Origin of the sequence: Parabacteroides sp. AM08-6, assembly GCF_003473295.1 — a bacterium.
Classification (GTDB): domain Bacteria; phylum Bacteroidota; class Bacteroidia; order Bacteroidales; family Tannerellaceae; genus Parabacteroides.
In genome coordinates this window covers 33115-49872 of the sequence record NZ_QRMP01000005.1, presented here as the reverse complement: position 1 = coordinate 49872, position 16758 = coordinate 33115, and the positions used below count along the sequence as shown (strand labels likewise).

The following is a 16758-nucleotide window of genomic DNA, read 5'->3' as shown; positions in this document are numbered from 1 at the left end:
ATAGGAGCTTTTAGATTTTTCATCCTTATCCATTAGCTCTTTGCTCCCTTGACATTAATCGTTCGCCAATTGGCGAACGAACGTTCGCTTGCTGACGAACGACCGTTCACTGGTTGGCGGACAATCGTTCGCCAATTGGCGAACGACTTATGGTTACCATGAAAACAGCTAATAGATAGTAAGGAAATACTTAAGCAATACCGACCTATGGCTTACCAGGAACAACCGGTATGAGTGAACGTTAACAGCCGGCAACTCTCCTATTCCGAATATTTTCGCTAAATTTGCGCGATAATTACACAGCAATGATAGATAAAACAGTATTCGAGAATAAGATAGCCGCCTATTACACCTTAGGGTGCAAACTGAACTTCGCCGAAACTTCCACAATAGGGAAAGTGCTAGCCGAACAAGGAGTGCGCAAAGCCCGTACAGGCGAAAGGGCGGATATATGCGTTGTCAATACCTGCTCCGTGACAGAACTGGCCGACAAAAAGTGCCGGCAGGCTATCCGCCGTATCGGTAAACAACATCCGGGCGCTTTCATTGTCGTGACGGGATGCTACGCACAACTGAAACCGGAAGAGGTTTCCCATATCGAAGGAGTGGACCTTGTACTGGGAGCCGAACAGAAGCTGGACATCCTCACCTATCTGGACAACCTCAAAAAGAAAGAAGAAGGAGGAGGCGCCGTAATTGCTTCCCCGACAAAAGATATCCGGACATTCTCTCCTTCCTGCTCGGCCGACGACCGGACGCGACATTTCCTGAAAGTGCAGGACGGATGCGATTATTTCTGTTCTTATTGCACCATTCCTTTTGCCCGCGGACGTAGCCGCAACGGGACAATCGCCAGCATGGTGAAGCAAGCACAGGAGGTTGCCGCCAAGGGAGGAAAGGAAATTGTATTGACAGGTGTCAACATCGGAGACTTCGGGAAAAGTACTGGGGAAACATTTATCGACCTAATTCGCGCGCTGGACGAAGTGGAAGGCATTCTCCGCTACCGCATCTCTTCCATCGAGCCGAACCTGATAACAGATGAGGCCATCGACTTTGTTGCCGGCAGCAAACGCTTTGCCCCGCATTTTCATATTCCGCTGCAAAGCGGCAGCGACGAAGTGCTTAAACTGATGCGCCGCCGATACGACACGGCCCTGTTCCGCCATAAGATTGAGAAGATAAAAGAAATCATGCCCCATGCCTTTATCGGAGTGGATGTTATCGTGGGAACGCGCGGGGAAACGGACGAGTGGTTCGAGGCAGCACGCTCTTTCATCGAAAGTCTTGACATCAGCCAGTTGCACGTGTTCAGCTATTCCGAACGTCCCGGTACGCAGGCGTTGAAGATAGCGCATGTGGTTGATGCGAAGACAAAACATCTCCGCAGCCAGCAATTGCTGGATATTTCAGAGCGCAAACTGCATGCTTTCTATGAAGCACACATCGGAAACGAAGCGGATGTTTTATTCGAACATACGAAGAAGGGAGGCATGATGCACGGTTTTACCGAGAATTACATCAAAGTGGAAATTCCGTACGACAGCTCGCTGGTGAATGAAACGCGCCGGGTAGTGCTGGGTGGTTGGAACGAAGACAAAACGGCGTTATTAACAACAAATCATCATGTGGAGTAAAATACAATATGCACTGATATACAGTTGGGTAAAAGTTCATGCCCTATTGCCGATGCGGGTACTTTATATACTGTCCGACATCTTATATGTTCTCATTTATAAGATAGCAGGATACCGCATCAAGGTAGTTCGCCGGAATATGCAAGCGGCTTTCCCAGACAAGTCGGAACAGGAGCTGCGCAAGATGGAACGGGACTTCTATCATCACTTTGCCGACTATATTGTCGAAACAATCAAGCTGGCGCATATCTCACTCGAAGAGGTGCAACGGCGTGCTTTCCTGCGCAATCCCGAATTGGTGGACAAGCTGATGGAAGAAGGACATACTTGCTTTGTGTTGCTGATGGGGCATTACGGTAATTGGGAATGGTTCTCCGCCTCCACTTCGCGTTTCAAGGACTCACGCATCTATCAGATTTACCGTCCACTCAACAATCTGGCTTTCGACCGGTTGTTTATCCGGCTCCGCACACGCTTCGGCTCTTACGGAATAAAAAAGAAAGACACGATACGCGACATCATCCAGCTAAAGAAAGATGGTACGCGTTCCGTTGTAATCTTCCTGGCCGACCAGACGCCCAGCGCCGCCAACCTGCATTACTGGACACCGTTTCTCAATCAGGATTCGTCTATCCTGACCGGCTCTGAACGGATTGCCCGCAAACTGGATTTACCTGTTATCTTCTTAGATACCCGGAAAGTGAAACGAGGCTATTATACAGTCGATATGAAACTGATAACCTCCACCCCGAAACAAACACCGGAGTTCTGGATTACCGAACAGTATGCCCGGATGATGGAGAAATGTATCCTGCGCAATCCGGCTTATTGGTTGTGGACGCATAAACGCTGGAAATATAAACGTTCCGACAGCCTCGTTCCTATTGTTGATAATGAAACGTTGAACAAAGATGAAGAATAAGAAGCTGGCTGTCGTTATACTGAATTGGAACGGAAAAGCTTTGATGGAAAAGTTCCTGCCTTCCGTCGTAGCGAATACCCCGACCGAATGGGGCGAAGTCATTGTGGCCGACAACGGTTCGACGGACGACTCTATCGCAATGCTACAAGAGAAGTTTCCGACTGTCGGCATCATCCGGTTTGATAAGAATTACGGCTTTGCCGAAGGATACAACCAAGCGTTGAAAGAAATAGACAGCGAATATACCGTCTTGCTCAACAGCGATGTGGAAGTGACTCCCGGCTGGGCGGATGCTCCGGTCTCCGCTATGGATGAAGACAAGACAATCGCTTGCGTCCAACCTAAAATCCTTGCCGAACGCAACAAAGCCTATTTCGAATATGCCGGAGCAGCCGGTGGCTTTATGGACCGGTACGGTTATCCGTATTGCCGGGGACGCGTGTTGCACGTTGTGGAAAAAGATAACGGTCAATACGATACGCCCGCTGATTTGTTATGGGCTACCGGGGCTTGCCTGTTTGTGCGGACGGCTATTTATAAAGAAGCGGGGGGGCTGGATACCGGTTTTTTCGCCCATCAGGAAGAAATCGACATGTGCTGGCGGCTACGCTCACGCGGGTATCGCCTCATCTGTACGCCTCAATCGGTAGTCTATCATGTCGGAGGGGCCACATTGAATGTGGAAAGTCCACGAAAGACTTTCCTTAACTTCCGCAATAATCTATTGATGCTTTATAAGAACTTACCGGAAAAGGATTTGAAACATGTCATGCGTGTTCGCTTCTGGTTGGATTACATTGCCGCTACCAAATTCCTGGCCTGTGGACATTTCCCGAATGCCAAAGCGGTGTACGAAGCAAGAAAAGCATTCTTCGAATTGCAACCGGCTTATACCGCCCAACGGAAGGAGAATCTATCGAAAACCGTCCTTTCCGATATTCCGGAGCTACGGAAAGGAAGTCTTATCGCAGCGTTCTATCTGCAAGGGAAAAAGAAATTTTCTGATTTATAATTATTCCATTCCTAACAATTGTATGAAAACTCTAATTACAATCCTTTTTCTTTGTCTCTCCGTTTTTAGTCGGGGCGAAAACCTTATCAGACTCGAAGAACCGAAGTCGAATGAAGCTGTTCCGGCAGGCAAGGCCATATTCTACGGCAAATTTATCCAACGACTGGGTTTCAAAAGCGGTGGGTATCCGCAAGATATACGAATCGTAAATATTGATACACACGAGACATATACTTTCCGCGTCAAGACAACTTTCAAAGCGGCTAAAGAAAATGTTTTCTGCTATGTAATCGAACCCGGCACATACGCTATCGTCAATTATTGGTGGACGAAAAGCACTTGGTACGGGGGTAAAAGCCATATTGAACCTATCTTTAAAGGCATCGAAGTAAATGATAAGCTACAAGAGCGCGTTGATACAGGCGAACTGAAAGAAGAAGATTTCGAAATGTATTCCTTCACCGTTTCGCCAAATACTCTACATTATCTCGGGACTTGGGATTTCTCAAAATCTCCTGTTTCTTTCTCCGATGAAAAGGGAACACTCGATAACACCATGATAAGCAAATACAAAAAGCTGGACTTTCCGAATGCAAAGACTACCTTACCGGAATAAGGTCTTATCCCATCAGGTACATTATCACGCTATTGCCCGGAGAATGTAGTTACCATTTTCCGCCTTGTGTATAAAATTTAGTAAGTTCCTTCAGTAGCTGTTTCTGGCCGGAAGCCTTATCACCATGAATGCACGGACCGGTAACACACCCACCTTCGCAAGCCATTACTTCGATAAACTGTGCAGGTGCTTTTCCGGTTTTGGCATAAGCACGGAGTAATGCTACGTTCTTTTTGGTCAGGTTGGCAACTTGGATAGCGTTGATGTCCGGATTATCTTCTTTCAGATATACTTTCACTGCGTTGATAACACCGCCCGTTTGCGCAAATCCGTGCGCCTCGCGAACTGAATTAAAGAGGACGGAGAAGGGTTGTGCATCTTCTACCTTTATACCAAGGCCTTCCATGATGGAACCGACCTCCTCGAAAGTAAGCGTGAAATCCACACACGGGTCCATTTTCACTTCTTTGCGTTTAGCCACACACGGACCGATAAAGACTATTTGGGCATCCGGATATTTCTCTTTCACAATCCGGGCCGTATAATACATCGGTGAACCGGTCGAAGAGATATATTTCTTCAAATCCGGAATATGTTTCTCGGCAAGTTGAACATAAGAAGGACAGCAGCTGGTCGTCATAAAAGGTTGTCCTTCCGCCAATTTTTCTTTTAATTCTTCAGCTTCGTGGCTGGTAGTCTTCATGGCTCCCTGGGCGACTTCCACTATTTCAAGGAAGCCCATCGACTTGATGGCTCCGTATACTTTCTCTACCGGAGCACTGAATTGTGCCAGAATAGAAGGGGCCACAATTGCAACCATCGGTTCCTTATTCCGTAGGCGTTGCAGGATATCGAATACCTGAGAAATTTCAAAAATAGCACCAAACGGGCAAGCATTTATACATTTACCGCAATAGATACATTTTGTTTCATCGATATGCTCCACTCCATATTCATCTTTGCTGATGGCTTTCACCGGACAGACTTCTTCACAAGGAATCGGAATATATACGATAGCATGGTAAGGACAATTCTGATGACATTTACCGCAACTGATACATGTATCATGGTCAATCTCTGCCTGCCCGTTCTTCTTAAAACGGATAGCATCTTTCGGACAGTTCATATAGCAACTGCGGGCTACACAACCACGGCAAAGGTTCGTAATCTCATAATTCACCTGTACACAAGACGAACAGGCTTCATCTACGACACACATCAAATTCTCTTTCTTATTTTCCGAGCGGAGTAATGCTCGTTTGGCATATTCGGAAAGAGGAGTCAGCTCGTCCACTTCATCTTGCATATCGAAGCCTAAAAGAGGAAGTGTCTTATATTTCCACACTGCCCGCTCCTTATGTACACAGCAACGACCGATAACTTTCGATTTACGGGGACTCAGCTCTATGGGTAAACGATCAATCTCATCAAGAAGACGGTTTTCTTTCCAGAGTCTTATTAACTTCGCCAACAATCCGTGGCGGACAATCATTACGTTGTTAGTAAATGCCATGGTAAATCTATTATTTGTGCTTAAATAAGGGCACAAAGATAGTCAATAATATTAAAATATACTAACAGAATTTCTCTTTGAGAAGAATTGATGCGCTATAAACATCTCCTCCGAAAGGCGGATTTAATTTGGACAGTTTCAATTCTATCTCCGTCAAACTGGGAAATTGTTCTTTTAGTGCATATAAGATACGGCCTGCGGCATGTTCGAGCAACTTGGAAGGAATGTCCATCTCTCGCTTCACTACAGCATAAACAGCCGCGTAATTAATGGTATCTTCCAGTTCATCGCTCATCAGGGCCTTTTCCAGAGGAGCTGTCAAAACAAGGTCGACAACGAAATTATTTCCTACCTGTTTTTCTTGCGGCATTACACCATGGTAGGCATAGAATTTCATTGTCTCCAGTTGTATTTTTGTTATCATAATCGTTATTTTATCTGTAAATGTAGATAAAGTAAACCTTTCTGCAAAAAAATAGTCTTATATTTGCGAAAGCAACAAAGTATAAAAACGATGGGAATAAAACTGAAAGAAGAAAATACAACTGGTGGGTTGCATAACACCCTCGCCACCGGCACGAACGTAAAAGGAGATATTCATACAGAAACAGACTTCCGCTTAGATGGAAAAGTGGAAGGAGATGTAGACTGCAATGGAAAAATCGTTGTCGGCCCCAAAGGAAATGTTACAGGTAATATCGTTGCGGCTAATGCGGAAATACTAGGTAATGTAGAAGGTTCCATCCGTGTAAGTTCTAAGCTTATCCTGAAATCTACAGCTGTAATCAAAGGAGACATTTCCGCACAGTCTCTTGAAATAGAACCGAATGCACGTTTTAACGGAGCTTGCAATATGTCCGGAGAGGTCGCTACCAAAGAGACTAGCAAATAAAAGCAGAGAATAAATTTATTATAAACAAAAAGAGGATATTCAGCGTAAAGTAGAATATCCTCTTTTTGTTTTCTCTATTTTCTTCCTGACTTTTCTATCAATGCTATAATCTTATTATTCAGATTATCTGCCCGTAATAGCTCCTCCAGTGTTATATGCATCCGGTATCTCCAATAATGATTGGGATGGGATGGGATATTGATTCGTTCGGCACTGGCATCTTTCCGCTTGATACTATCGTCCATGGCAAACCAATCCTGCAACGGAATGATTGCCAACATCGAATGGGTATTCAAATGATTAGAGACAATCTGGGTGGCAATATCGGAAGTACATTCCTCCGTTGCTTCCCCCTGCCTGCCTAAAACCTGATTATAATAACGTTGCGTTCTGGCATAATCTTCCTTCCACCAACTGCGAAGCGGAGACATGTCGTGCGTCGATGTCGTGCATACCGAATGGTAAGGTAAATTAAGCAAATCGGTAAATTCACGCTGAGCAGTCTTAGGCATTCGCTCTATTTCCAAACTGAATATTTGCAATTTATTCATGACATCGGGTACAGAATCCGGTATCATGCCTAAATCTTCTCCACAGACCAACATATCCGTACTACCAACCAATGGCGTCAAACGTTTAAAAGCCTGCGCTTTCCAAAAGTCATTATGACGATGATAGAAGAAATGCCAATACAATTGATCGAATGCATACCGGTCAGTTGTACTTAACTCACGATAAAGGTAAGACTGATTTGCCGAAATACGCGGATGGAATTTATCCGGATTACGCGAATCACGAAGGAACAATACCTCATTTGCTATGGCAAACAATCCTTCTTTAATCCGTATCGAACCTTCGTCCGTTTTTCCGGCAAACAAAGCTTCAATCTTTCTTTGTGTATCACAAAACGGTTTCAAGACAAAATGGTTCGAAGAAGACTGCGCCAGATAAGTTCCAATCACCATTTCCACCTGCTCACCAAACAATTCCGGCAAAAACTCACGATTTATATGCGGAGTCGTCAGACGGGCTTCATTGAAAATCAGTCCATACTGCTCGATTTCCTCTTCCGTAAACGGCAATGCTGGATTAAAATGGCCACAAAGTCCCTGTACATAGTCCATCGGCACTTCCCAGATACGGAAGAAACCTAAAATATGGTCAATGCGGAAACAATCGAAATAATCACTCAATTTACGGAAACGGTTTTTCCACCAGATGAAATTATCTTTTTCCATGGCATCCCAATTATAAGTCGGGAACATCCAGTTTTGTCCATTGACGGAAAAATCATCAGGAGGAGCACCGGCCTGCCCGTTCATATTGAAATATTGAGGTTCTGTCCACGCCTCAATACTGGTACGGCTGACACCTATCGGCAAGTCACCTTTCAGCACAATACCGTTTTTACGAGCATAGTCTGAAACAGACTTAAACTGTGTATGCAACATGTATTGCAGGAAATAGGAGAAAGATATATCCGGATAGGCTTTCCCATTTCCGGTACATAATTTGCGTACACGAGATTTGTCGAATACCGAATAGTCTTTCCATTTCGTAAAATCGGAAGTACCATACATATCCCGCAAATAGCAATAAGCAGCATAAGGAAGCAGCCAAGTCTCATTTTGAAGCAGGAATTCCTTAAACCCCTGCGAATCAAGAACCGCAGCACCTTCCTGCTTGAAAAACTCGCGGCAATATGCAAGCTTATATTTAACAACTTCTTCGTAATCGACCGTATCTTTTGCATTCAGCTCCACCTGCTTGGCTGCAAAAAAAGCCGCTCTTTCTTTATCTTTCAATACACCCAGCAAAGGCAGGTTTATATACATCGGGTGAAGTGCATAAATCGAAATAGCACTATAAGGATAGGAGTCAACCCAGGTATGCGTCATTGTTGTATCATTCATCGGCAATACCTGTATGATACGTTGGTTCGTTTTTTTCGCCCAATCTACCAACAGCTGCAAATCACCCAAATCACCCACGCCAAAACTTTGCTCCGAACGCAAAGAAAAAACCGGGATTACCGAACCGGTACAACGCCAAAAAGGCAAGTTATCCCGAAAATAAAGACCGGAAACAATCACGGTTTCGCCGACCGACTGTTGCGGCAAATTCAAAAAGCGGTTCTCATCTTCTTCCCAATACAAGGGTTGCCGCTTATCGTCGTAAATCAGGAATTTATATTCCAACGGATAGGTAATCTCGTTTGCATCCAAATCGATATGCCAGACAGGAAAAGTATCGCAACTTAATATCAGAGCCTTATCCGGATGCCAATTTCCCAAACAATCCTGATTACCGGTAATGGCAACACTTTGATTTTTTTCTACACGGGGAACAGATATTTTAATGGTCAGCCGTTTACCGCTTTTAACGGCACGCTCATACGTGTTACAAGGATGTGCGAATAAGCTTTTCGTAAATGCCGACGAATAAAATGCGAGATTTACAGGACGTATCTGCCAATAGTCATAAAGGGTATACCGAGTAGCAGAACCTATGAAAAACACTTGATGGTTCCTCTCCCATTCTTCAAATATCTGCTCGTCATTTGAACTTAGGAAGTATCGGTATTCTATTTGTTCAACCGGAGAAGTAATTTCCAGCTCCAATTGCCAGTTACCATCTCCCGCATAATTCATTTCTTTAGCTAAAGCCGGTTCCCAGGAACCTAACTCCGGTATCGACCCTACTATACATAGCTTCTGTCCCCAAACGGTATGGAAGTTAATATTAAAGGTGACTTTCATGGGTATTACTTTTAGTTCTGGTCACAAAGATAAAAAGAATTATGAATTATAAATGATGAATGATAGTTGGAAAACATGCATTTTACATTCAAAATTTATAATTCACAATTCTACAGGTTTATCATCCGCATCTGGAAGCGCCACAATTCGTACAAATCAAACAACCTTCTTGATAAACAAGCGTTTCTTGTCCACAATTCGGACACTTCTGTCCTTTTGCTTCCGTACCATTTGGCAAATATTTCTTTAATGCGCGTTCCACACCATTTTTCCAAGTATTAATAGATTCATTATTCAATTCCATTCCCTGAACCAATTTAATAACCTGGTCAATAGGCATACCGTAACGCAGCACACCGGATATCAATTTTGCATAATTCCAGAATTCCGGGTCGAATTTTCCATCCAAACCCTCGATAGTCATTTTATAACCACGCTTATTCTTGAATTGAAAATCGTAATGTTTATTTCCGTCTTCATCATAACTTTTGATGATAGACCCTTTTGATACATTCTTGGGAAGCATGATACCTTCATCATCATCGGCAAGACCGGTAAAGATTTCATACGGACGGCCATTCAACAAACCGACAAATGCAATCCATTTCTCACGATTATTCTGGAACTTCACAACATCAGCTTCCAGCTCACGGGGACGCGTTGCCACAATAATAGGAGGCTCCATGCAATTACAATCATCTTTCTTTTTCTTCCCGTTATCTGTAGACAATAACACCCCTGAACGAGAGCCGTCACGATAAACGGTACAACCTTTACAGCCACATCTCCAAGCTTCCACATACAGGGTATCAACAAGTTCCTCAGTCACATCCGCCGGTAAATTGATTGTTACACTGATAGAATGGTCTACCCATTTTTGAATACGCCCCTGCATACGCACTTTCTGCAACCAGTCAACATCGTTGGAAGTAGCTTTATAATACGGCGATTTAGCCACGAGCTCCTCTACCTCTTCCTGAGTATATTTCTTGGACGCAGAATAACCGTTAGCCAACATCCAGGTAACAAATTTATGATGGAATACAATATATTCTTCAAATGCGTCCCCGGTTTCATCCACAAAATCCACACGGGCTTCCGCATCATTAGGATTCACCTTACGACGGCGACGGTATACAGGCAAGAAAACCGGTTCGATACCAGAAGTCGTCTGGGTCATTAAACTCGTTGTCCCGGTCGGAGCAATCGTCAGACAAGCAATATTACGGCGGCCGTATTTCACCATATCTTCATACAACTGTGCATCAGCTTCCCGCAAACGGTTGATAAACGGATTTTTTTCTTCACGCTTAGCATCATAGATTTCAAATGCGCCACGTTCCTTTGCCATATCAACAGAAGAACGATAAGCAGCCAATGCCAATGTCTTCTGCACATTTTCCGCACAATCTGTTGCTTCTTCCGTTCCGTAGCGCAATCCTAACGCGGCAATCATATCGCCTTCAGCCGTAATACCGACACCTGTACGACGCCCTTGCAAAGTCTTTCTCTGAATCTTCTCCCACAAATGCCGCTCACTTTGTTTTACTTCCAACGATTCCGGGTCTGCATCTATTTTTGACAGAATCTGTGCAATCTTTTCAGACTCCAAATCAATAATATCATCCATAATACGCTGTGCCAGTCCTACATGCTTCTTAAATAAATCATAATCGAAATAAGCATCTTTCGTAAAAGGATTCACCACATACGAATAAAGATTTATAGCCAACAGACGGCAGCTATCATAAGGACACAAAGGTATTTCGCCACAAGGATTTGTAGAAACAGTCCGGAATCCGAGATCTGCATACGAATCCGGTACAGATTCCCGTAAAATAGTATCCCAGAAAAGTACTCCGGGTTCTGCAGACTTCCAGGCATTATGGATAATCTTTTTCCACAGGGCAGCCGCATCAATTTCTTTTACAGTTGTAGGATTAGCCGAATCTATCGGATATTGCTGTTTGTAAACAGTTCCGTTTACGACAGCCTTCATAAAATCATCATCAAGCTTAACAGAAACATTTGCTCCCGTCACCTTACCTTCCGTCATCTTCGCATCAATGAAAGATTCAGAATCCGGATGCTTTATAGAGACACTAAGCATCAACGCCCCTCGACGTCCATCCTGAGCCACCTCACGGGTAGAATTGGAGTAACGTTCCATAAAAGGCACCAACCCGGTTGAAGTCAGTGCCGAATTTTTCACAGGCGAACCTTTCGGGCGGATATGAGACAAATCATGTCCTACCCCACCGCGACGTTTCATCAACTGTACTTGTTCTTCATCAATTTTGATAATCGCACCATACGAATCGGCTTCTCCGTCCAATCCGATTACGAAACAGTTAGAGAGTGAGGCAATTTGATAATTATTGCCAATTCCCGTCATCGGACTTCCTTGAGGGACGATGTAACGGAAATGATCAAAAAGGTCAAAAAGTTCTCTTTCCGATAGAGGATTAGGATACTTTTTTTCTACGCGAGCAATCTCGCTTGCCAAACGATGGTGCATATCAACGGGGGATTTTTCATAAATATTCCCGAATGCATCCTTCAAGGCATACTTGTTTACCCATACTTTAGCGGCCAATTCGTCGCCTGTAAAGTAGTCTAGCGAAGCTTTAAATGCTTCATCGAAGGTGTAAGTTTTGAGGTCCACAATTATTTAAGTTTTATGATGGTGCAAGTTTAAGCATTGTTTACGTATTTGCCAAATTATCCAACTATTAAAACACAAATTGTTGAAAAGTTTTCCATTACCACACAAACACTTATTGATTTACAACAAATTACAATTTCACAGAAGTAAAATAATTTCCCAAAAGCAAAACCTGCCACACAACATAGTTTTCCAAAACAAAAAAAGGACACACCCAAAAGGTGCATCCTTTTCAGATAGAAAACTATCATTATCTTCAATTTTTCAGCTTCACTTCTATTTCCTCTACGGAAGAGCGGAAAGACTTACTGGTTTCCATTTGGTCTTTTATTGTCTTACAAGCATGCAACACCGTAGCATGGTCCTTTTTCCCCACAATCTTTCCAATATGAGAGAAAGAGCAATCCGTATATTTTTTTGCCAGATACATCGTAATTTGGCGGGCCTGTACAATTTCACGTTTACGGGAGCGGGTCTGAATGACAGATTGTTCAAGATTAAAGTAATTACATACCACTTCTTGAATCATCTGAACAGATATTTGTTTCTTTTCCAAACGAACAGCCTGACTAATCACACGCTTAGTAAGAGGCAGGTCTATTTCCTTGTTATTGATAACAGCATTTGCCATTAACGAGACAAGAATCCCTTCCAAATCCCGCACATTCTCTGTAACGTTATTGGCAATGAAGTTAAATACTTCATCAGGAATCACAATACCGTCATGGTTTATTTTATTCTTCAGAATCTTTTTACGCAAATCCAAATCCGGACGGCTCAATTCGGCTGTCAACCCCCATTTCAAGCGCGTAATCAAACGCTCTTCCATCCCCTGCAAATCTACAGGTGCTTTATCGGAAGTCAATATCAATTGCTTTCCTAGCTGATGAAGGTGATTAAAAATATGAAAGAAAGTATTTTGGGTTTTATCCATTCCTATCAGTTCCTGAATATCATCCAACAGAAGGACATCAATATTCTGATAGAAATTCAGAAAGTCATTTGTCGTATTTTTACGGATAGCATCTGTAAACTGAACACGGAAAAGATGCGAAGAGACATACAATACCTTTTTCTCTGGATGAAGTTCACGGATACGTGTTCCTATCGCATGACACAAATGAGTCTTTCCAACACCCGAAGGTCCGAAAATAAACAAAGGATTAAATGTTGTCTTACCGGGATTCTGAGCAACAGCTTCACCGGCTGTACGTACCAACTTATTACTGGTTCCTTCAAAATAATTATCGAAATTATATTTGGGGTTTAGCTGAGGGTCCAAATCCTGGGGAGCAACCTGGGAAAATGGATTCGGAGCTTTGTTTGCATCTTTGGGAGTAATCTTTTTAACAGCAACCGAGCCATTCTCCGCCGGATAATCAACGGTACCACCAGTCGTCTTATCGACCATTATACGGTAGTTCAGCACCGTACCTTGCCCTATTACACGATATAAGGTAACCTTTAATACATTTACGTATTTTTCTTCCAAATATTCATAAAAAAACTGACTCGGTACCTGAATGGTAAACTTGTTGTCTTCATATGATAATGGTATAATAGGCATGAACCATGTGTTAAAAGCGGCCTCAGGTACAATATCCTTAATGACTGCGAGGCATTTATTCCACAAAGTTTGATATTCCATATGCATGATTTTTTTCTCTCCCAACTATACTTATAACTTTCAATATTTTTTTGTGACTACAAAGTTTAGAAATTAATTCCGAAAAAAAAAGTGTGATTTTGTTTGGAACTTTTGATTGTTTAATATTCCATTTAGTGTCAGACAGTTAATTGTAACAATCTGATTTGCTGAATATTACAAACAGCCGTCAACAAAAAGCCTTTATTTACGGGTATTTCTACAGACTTGTTTCAACCGTAATATATCCTCAAAAAAGTACCCTATATTTACTTAGAGGCCTCTATCTAAAGGCCTTACACTTGTTAGTAAACAGTGTTATATTCTTTTTCGTTTAATTGGAACAATTCTAAATAAACCAGACGTAAAAGATTTTACTACATTATATCAAAACACTGAAAAATGCACATATCTTTTCGGGTTTTGTCTCAAATCCAACAAAAGCTTAGATGCGTTTTCCGTTGTACTGTTTAAATTGTCGTACAATGCACGATCATTAAGTAAAAGCCCCATACTATTATCCTTCGAGTTCAGCTTCAAGGTTATCTTTTCCATATTATCCAATGTAGCATTTACGGTATTGACTGTCGTAGCCAAATCCAGCTTTTTCAAACCAGAACTTACGTCCGAGAAGTTACCGGTAATCACTTTCAAATCTGTCATAATACCTGGGACATCTTTACTTAGCATCTGATTTAACTGACGTGACGAAGCTGCCAAACTCTGGGTTGTTTTTTCTATATTATCCAAAGATTGCGCAAGAGCCGGATGATTCACCAATGTTTGCAATCCTCCTAAAATAGAATCAATTTTAGGCAATAACAACTCCACCTGCGGAAGTATCTTTTCCTGGACAGACTGCATCATGTCCGATTCCATACGTCCTTCGATAGTAGCACCGGGCTTCAAATAATCGGACACATATTTATTCAGATGAATGTGCAACTCACCACCTCCTAGAAAGCTATTAACAATCGTAATATAGCTTCCTTTGTTTATCTTCATATTGTCTTCCAAGCTAATTTCAACCGTTATCTTATCCGTTGCATTATAGTCGTAGATAATATCCCGGACCAGCCCTACCTTAAAACCCTCTACAAAGACCGGACTGGAAATGGTCACTCCTTTCACATTTGTACAGGCTACCATATAATGGTTGGAAGGTTGAAACAAATTAATTCCTTTCAAGTAATTAATTCCTAAATATAGTAAAGCCAAACTAATGACAGAAACAAGTCCTATTTTCGCTTCTTTGGTGAATATACTTTTCATCTCTTTATAATATTTTTTTCTGTTACAATTAATATTTTACTTTCTTGCCATCTCTAAATGCAACAATAAATGCATCCTTAAAGTCTTTTGCAACCTTACGACGTATTTTTTTTATTTCATCAAAACTTGTTGTTTCGCCGTATGTATATTTATAAATTCCTTTTTCCACATAGAAATCAACATCCTTATATCCCTTAAACAGTTTTGAACCCGGAGAAAGTTTTTTATCAGAGGTTAGTATTTGAACTTTAAAGATTCTTTGCCCTTTCGCAGGCTGTCTAACCGAAGTTGTTTTTTCCGCAGCAACAGCTTGCTTCGGACTTGCCGATTCTGTTGCAGCAGCACGACGTTGCCGGATATCCTCTTCACTTCCGGCGGGAGCAGACAGGTGCTCGACTTTGGGCTTCGAAACAGATATTCCGCCATCATCAACCGGCATCAACCCCGGAGCTACAGTACCCGAATTAGCAAGCGCACCACGCTTCCGGTCATATTCCCATTTATATTTTGTAAAAGCGTTATAAATGGATGTCGCTAATTTTTGTTGCCCGGCCGAAGAAGCCAAAAAACGTTCTTCCGTACTATTCGAGATATATCCCAGTTCCACAAGAATACTCGGCATACTCGTTTTACGAAGCACCAAAAAACCAGCTTGGCGCACCCCCCTGTTGACACGTTTTGCAGCCGAAAAGCTCTTTTGAACTTCCGAAGCCAAGCTTATACTTTGCTCCATATGCTTATTCTGCATAAACTCAAAAATAATATACGATTCCGATGAATTAGGATCGAACCCTTCATACTTTTGCAGATAATTATCCTCCAACAAAATAGCCGAATTTTCACGCATTGCGACTTCCAGATTTTCATCCGTACGAGCCAATCCCAGCGTATAAGTCTCCGTACCGGTTACGGCACTTCCTCTCTTCACTGCATTTGTATGGATGGATATAAAAAGGTCCGCTTTATTTCGATTTGCGATATTTGCCCGTTCGTCCAGTTCGATAAACACATCAGTCTTGCGTGTGTACACGACCTTCACGTCGGGATGTTTTTCCGAAATCAAACTTCCCAGCTTAAGAGCGACAGCCAAATTTATAACCTTTTCATTAATAATCGTACCCCGAGCTCCAGGATCTTTACCTCCGTGACCTGCATCAATGACAACCGTAAATGTTTTTTCCTTCGCCTGAAGTACAGGCAAAACAAAAAACAAAGCCATTATTAAATTTATATATAGAAAAGTTCTTTTTGCCACTTCAAATTTTCTGCAAATTTAGGGCAAATGTAATGCTTTTTACCGACTCTAAAGAGTTTTTTTCGAACAAAAAAAGGGTGATTCCGATAGGAACCACCCTTTTAACTTTATCTATATCCTGAATTATTCAGAAACTACTTCAAAAGGAATCTCTACTGACACTTCTTTATGAAGTTTCAGAGTAGCTTTATAACTACCAACTTCCTTAACTGCTTCCTTAATGTAGATAAGCTTACGTTCAACTTCAAAGCCAGCCTTAGCCAAAGCATCAGCCACCTGAATATTCGTAACAGAACCGAAAATAGTTCCGGTAGAACTTGTTTTTGCACCGATTGTCAGCGCAACGCCTTCCAATTTAGCAGCCAAAGCCTGAGCATCTTCTTTCACCTTAGCCAACTTGTGAGCACGTTGTTTCAAGTTTTCAGCTAATACTTTCTTTGCAGATTCAGATGCGATAACTGCTTTACCCTTGGGGATTAGAAAGTTACGTCCGTAACCGTCTTTAACTGTTACGATATCGTCTTTGTAACCTAAATTGATTACGTCTTCTTTCAAAATAACTTGCATATT

13 protein-coding genes are annotated in these 16758 nt (G+C 42.3%); 5 read left to right on the top strand and 8 right to left on the bottom strand.

What is annotated here, in order from left to right; genetic code table 11:
* The first annotated feature begins 305 nt into the window (after positions 1–305).
* Genes mtaB through DW103_RS05695 form a run of 4 tightly spaced genes read left to right on the top strand, consistent with a single transcriptional unit; the run spans position 306 to position 4187 of the window.
* Positions 306–1637, top strand: a complete 1332-nt coding sequence (mtaB, locus tag DW103_RS05710) for a tRNA (N(6)-L-threonylcarbamoyladenosine(37)-C(2))-methylthiotransferase MtaB (protein WP_122274702.1) — start codon at positions 306–308, stop codon at positions 1635–1637.
* A complete protein-coding gene (locus DW103_RS05705) occupies positions 1627–2559 on the top strand; it encodes a lysophospholipid acyltransferase family protein (RefSeq protein ID WP_122274701.1) in 933 nt (310 codons plus the stop codon). The genes mtaB and DW103_RS05705 overlap by 11 nt, the downstream gene beginning before the upstream one ends.
* Entirely contained in the window at positions 2549–3571 is a 1023-nt protein-coding gene (locus DW103_RS05700) for a glycosyltransferase family 2 protein (RefSeq protein WP_122274700.1), read from the top strand. The genes DW103_RS05705 and DW103_RS05700 overlap by 11 nt, the downstream gene beginning before the upstream one ends.
* Positions 3572–3593: 22 nt before the next feature.
* A complete protein-coding gene (locus DW103_RS05695) occupies positions 3594–4187 on the top strand; it encodes a hypothetical protein (RefSeq protein ID WP_122274699.1) in 594 nt (197 codons plus the stop codon).
* A 49-nt stretch (positions 4188–4236) separates the two neighbouring features.
* Here the strand turns inward: DW103_RS05695 and DW103_RS05690 are convergent, their stop codons facing one another.
* Both DW103_RS05690 and folB read right to left on the bottom strand, forming a co-directional pair.
* Positions 4237–5700, bottom strand: coding sequence for a monomeric [FeFe] hydrogenase (locus tag DW103_RS05690; RefSeq protein WP_122274698.1), 1464 nt, complete (start codon positions 5698–5700; stop codon positions 4237–4239).
* Positions 5701–5761: 61 nt separating this feature from the next.
* Entirely contained in the window at positions 5762–6124 is a 363-nt protein-coding gene (gene folB / locus DW103_RS05685) for a dihydroneopterin aldolase (protein WP_122274697.1), read from the bottom strand.
* A 90-nt stretch (positions 6125–6214) separates the two neighbouring features.
* Here folB and DW103_RS05680 point away from each other — a divergent pair, with 90 nt between their 5' ends.
* Positions 6215–6592, top strand: a complete 378-nt coding sequence (locus DW103_RS05680; protein ID WP_122274696.1) for a polymer-forming cytoskeletal protein — start codon at positions 6215–6217, stop codon at positions 6590–6592.
* 74 nt (positions 6593–6666) lie between these two features.
* On the opposite strand, the gene DW103_RS05675 is transcribed toward DW103_RS05680, so the two are convergent.
* The 6 genes from DW103_RS05675 to rplI form a co-directional block, all read right to left on the bottom strand.
* The gene (locus tag DW103_RS05675) at positions 6667–9351 is read right to left on the bottom strand and encodes a 4-alpha-glucanotransferase (protein ID WP_122274695.1); all 2685 of its coding nucleotides are present in this window, start codon (positions 9349–9351) and stop codon (positions 6667–6669) included.
* Positions 9352–9472: 121 nt separating this feature from the next.
* On the bottom strand, positions 9473–12016 hold the full coding sequence (locus tag DW103_RS05670; RefSeq protein ID WP_122274694.1) for an adenosylcobalamin-dependent ribonucleoside-diphosphate reductase: 2544 nt from the start codon (positions 12014–12016) through the stop codon (positions 9473–9475).
* A 256-nt stretch (positions 12017–12272) separates the two neighbouring features.
* The gene (dnaA, locus tag DW103_RS05665; RefSeq protein WP_122274806.1) at positions 12273–13670 is read right to left on the bottom strand and encodes a chromosomal replication initiator protein DnaA; all 1398 of its coding nucleotides are present in this window, start codon (positions 13668–13670) and stop codon (positions 12273–12275) included.
* 378 nt (positions 13671–14048) lie between these two features.
* Entirely contained in the window at positions 14049–14933 is an 885-nt protein-coding gene (locus tag DW103_RS05660; protein WP_122274693.1) for an MlaD family protein, read from the bottom strand.
* A 28-nt stretch (positions 14934–14961) separates the two neighbouring features.
* Entirely contained in the window at positions 14962–16188 is a 1227-nt protein-coding gene (locus tag DW103_RS05655; RefSeq protein WP_122274692.1) for an N-acetylmuramoyl-L-alanine amidase, read from the bottom strand.
* A gap of 123 nt (positions 16189–16311) precedes the next feature.
* A complete protein-coding gene (gene rplI, locus DW103_RS05650) occupies positions 16312–16755 on the bottom strand; it encodes a 50S ribosomal protein L9 (protein WP_122274691.1) in 444 nt (147 codons plus the stop codon).
* Positions 16756–16758: the final 3 nt, after the last annotated feature.

What these genes read in the sequence shown, in the direction of transcription:
- DW103_RS05700 (WP_122274700.1), top strand. Translation starts at nt 2,549, where the DNA reads ATGAAGAATAAGAAGCTGGCTGTCGTTATACTGAATTGGAACGGAAAA.
- DW103_RS05675 (WP_122274695.1), bottom strand. Translation starts at nt 9,351, where the DNA reads ATGAAAGTCACCTTTAATATTAACTTCCATACCGTTTGGGGACAGAAG.
- DW103_RS05690 (WP_122274698.1), bottom strand. Translation starts at nt 5,700, where the DNA reads ATGGCATTTACTAACAACGTAATGATTGTCCGCCACGGATTGTTGGCG.
- mtaB (WP_122274702.1), top strand. Translation starts at nt 306, where the DNA reads ATGATAGATAAAACAGTATTCGAGAATAAGATAGCCGCCTATTACACC.
- DW103_RS05695 (WP_122274699.1), top strand. Translation starts at nt 3,594, where the DNA reads ATGAAAACTCTAATTACAATCCTTTTTCTTTGTCTCTCCGTTTTTAGT.
- DW103_RS05680 (WP_122274696.1), top strand. Translation starts at nt 6,215, where the DNA reads ATGGGAATAAAACTGAAAGAAGAAAATACAACTGGTGGGTTGCATAAC.
- folB (WP_122274697.1), bottom strand. Translation starts at nt 6,124, where the DNA reads ATGATAACAAAAATACAACTGGAGACAATGAAATTCTATGCCTACCAT.
- DW103_RS05660 (WP_122274693.1), bottom strand. Translation starts at nt 14,933, where the DNA reads ATGAAAAGTATATTCACCAAAGAAGCGAAAATAGGACTTGTTTCTGTC.
- rplI (WP_122274691.1), bottom strand. Translation starts at nt 16,755, where the DNA reads ATGCAAGTTATTTTGAAAGAAGACGTAATCAATTTAGGTTACAAAGAC.
- DW103_RS05705 (WP_122274701.1), top strand. Translation starts at nt 1,627, where the DNA reads ATGTGGAGTAAAATACAATATGCACTGATATACAGTTGGGTAAAAGTT.
- dnaA (WP_122274806.1), bottom strand. Translation starts at nt 13,670, where the DNA reads ATGCATATGGAATATCAAACTTTGTGGAATAAATGCCTCGCAGTCATT.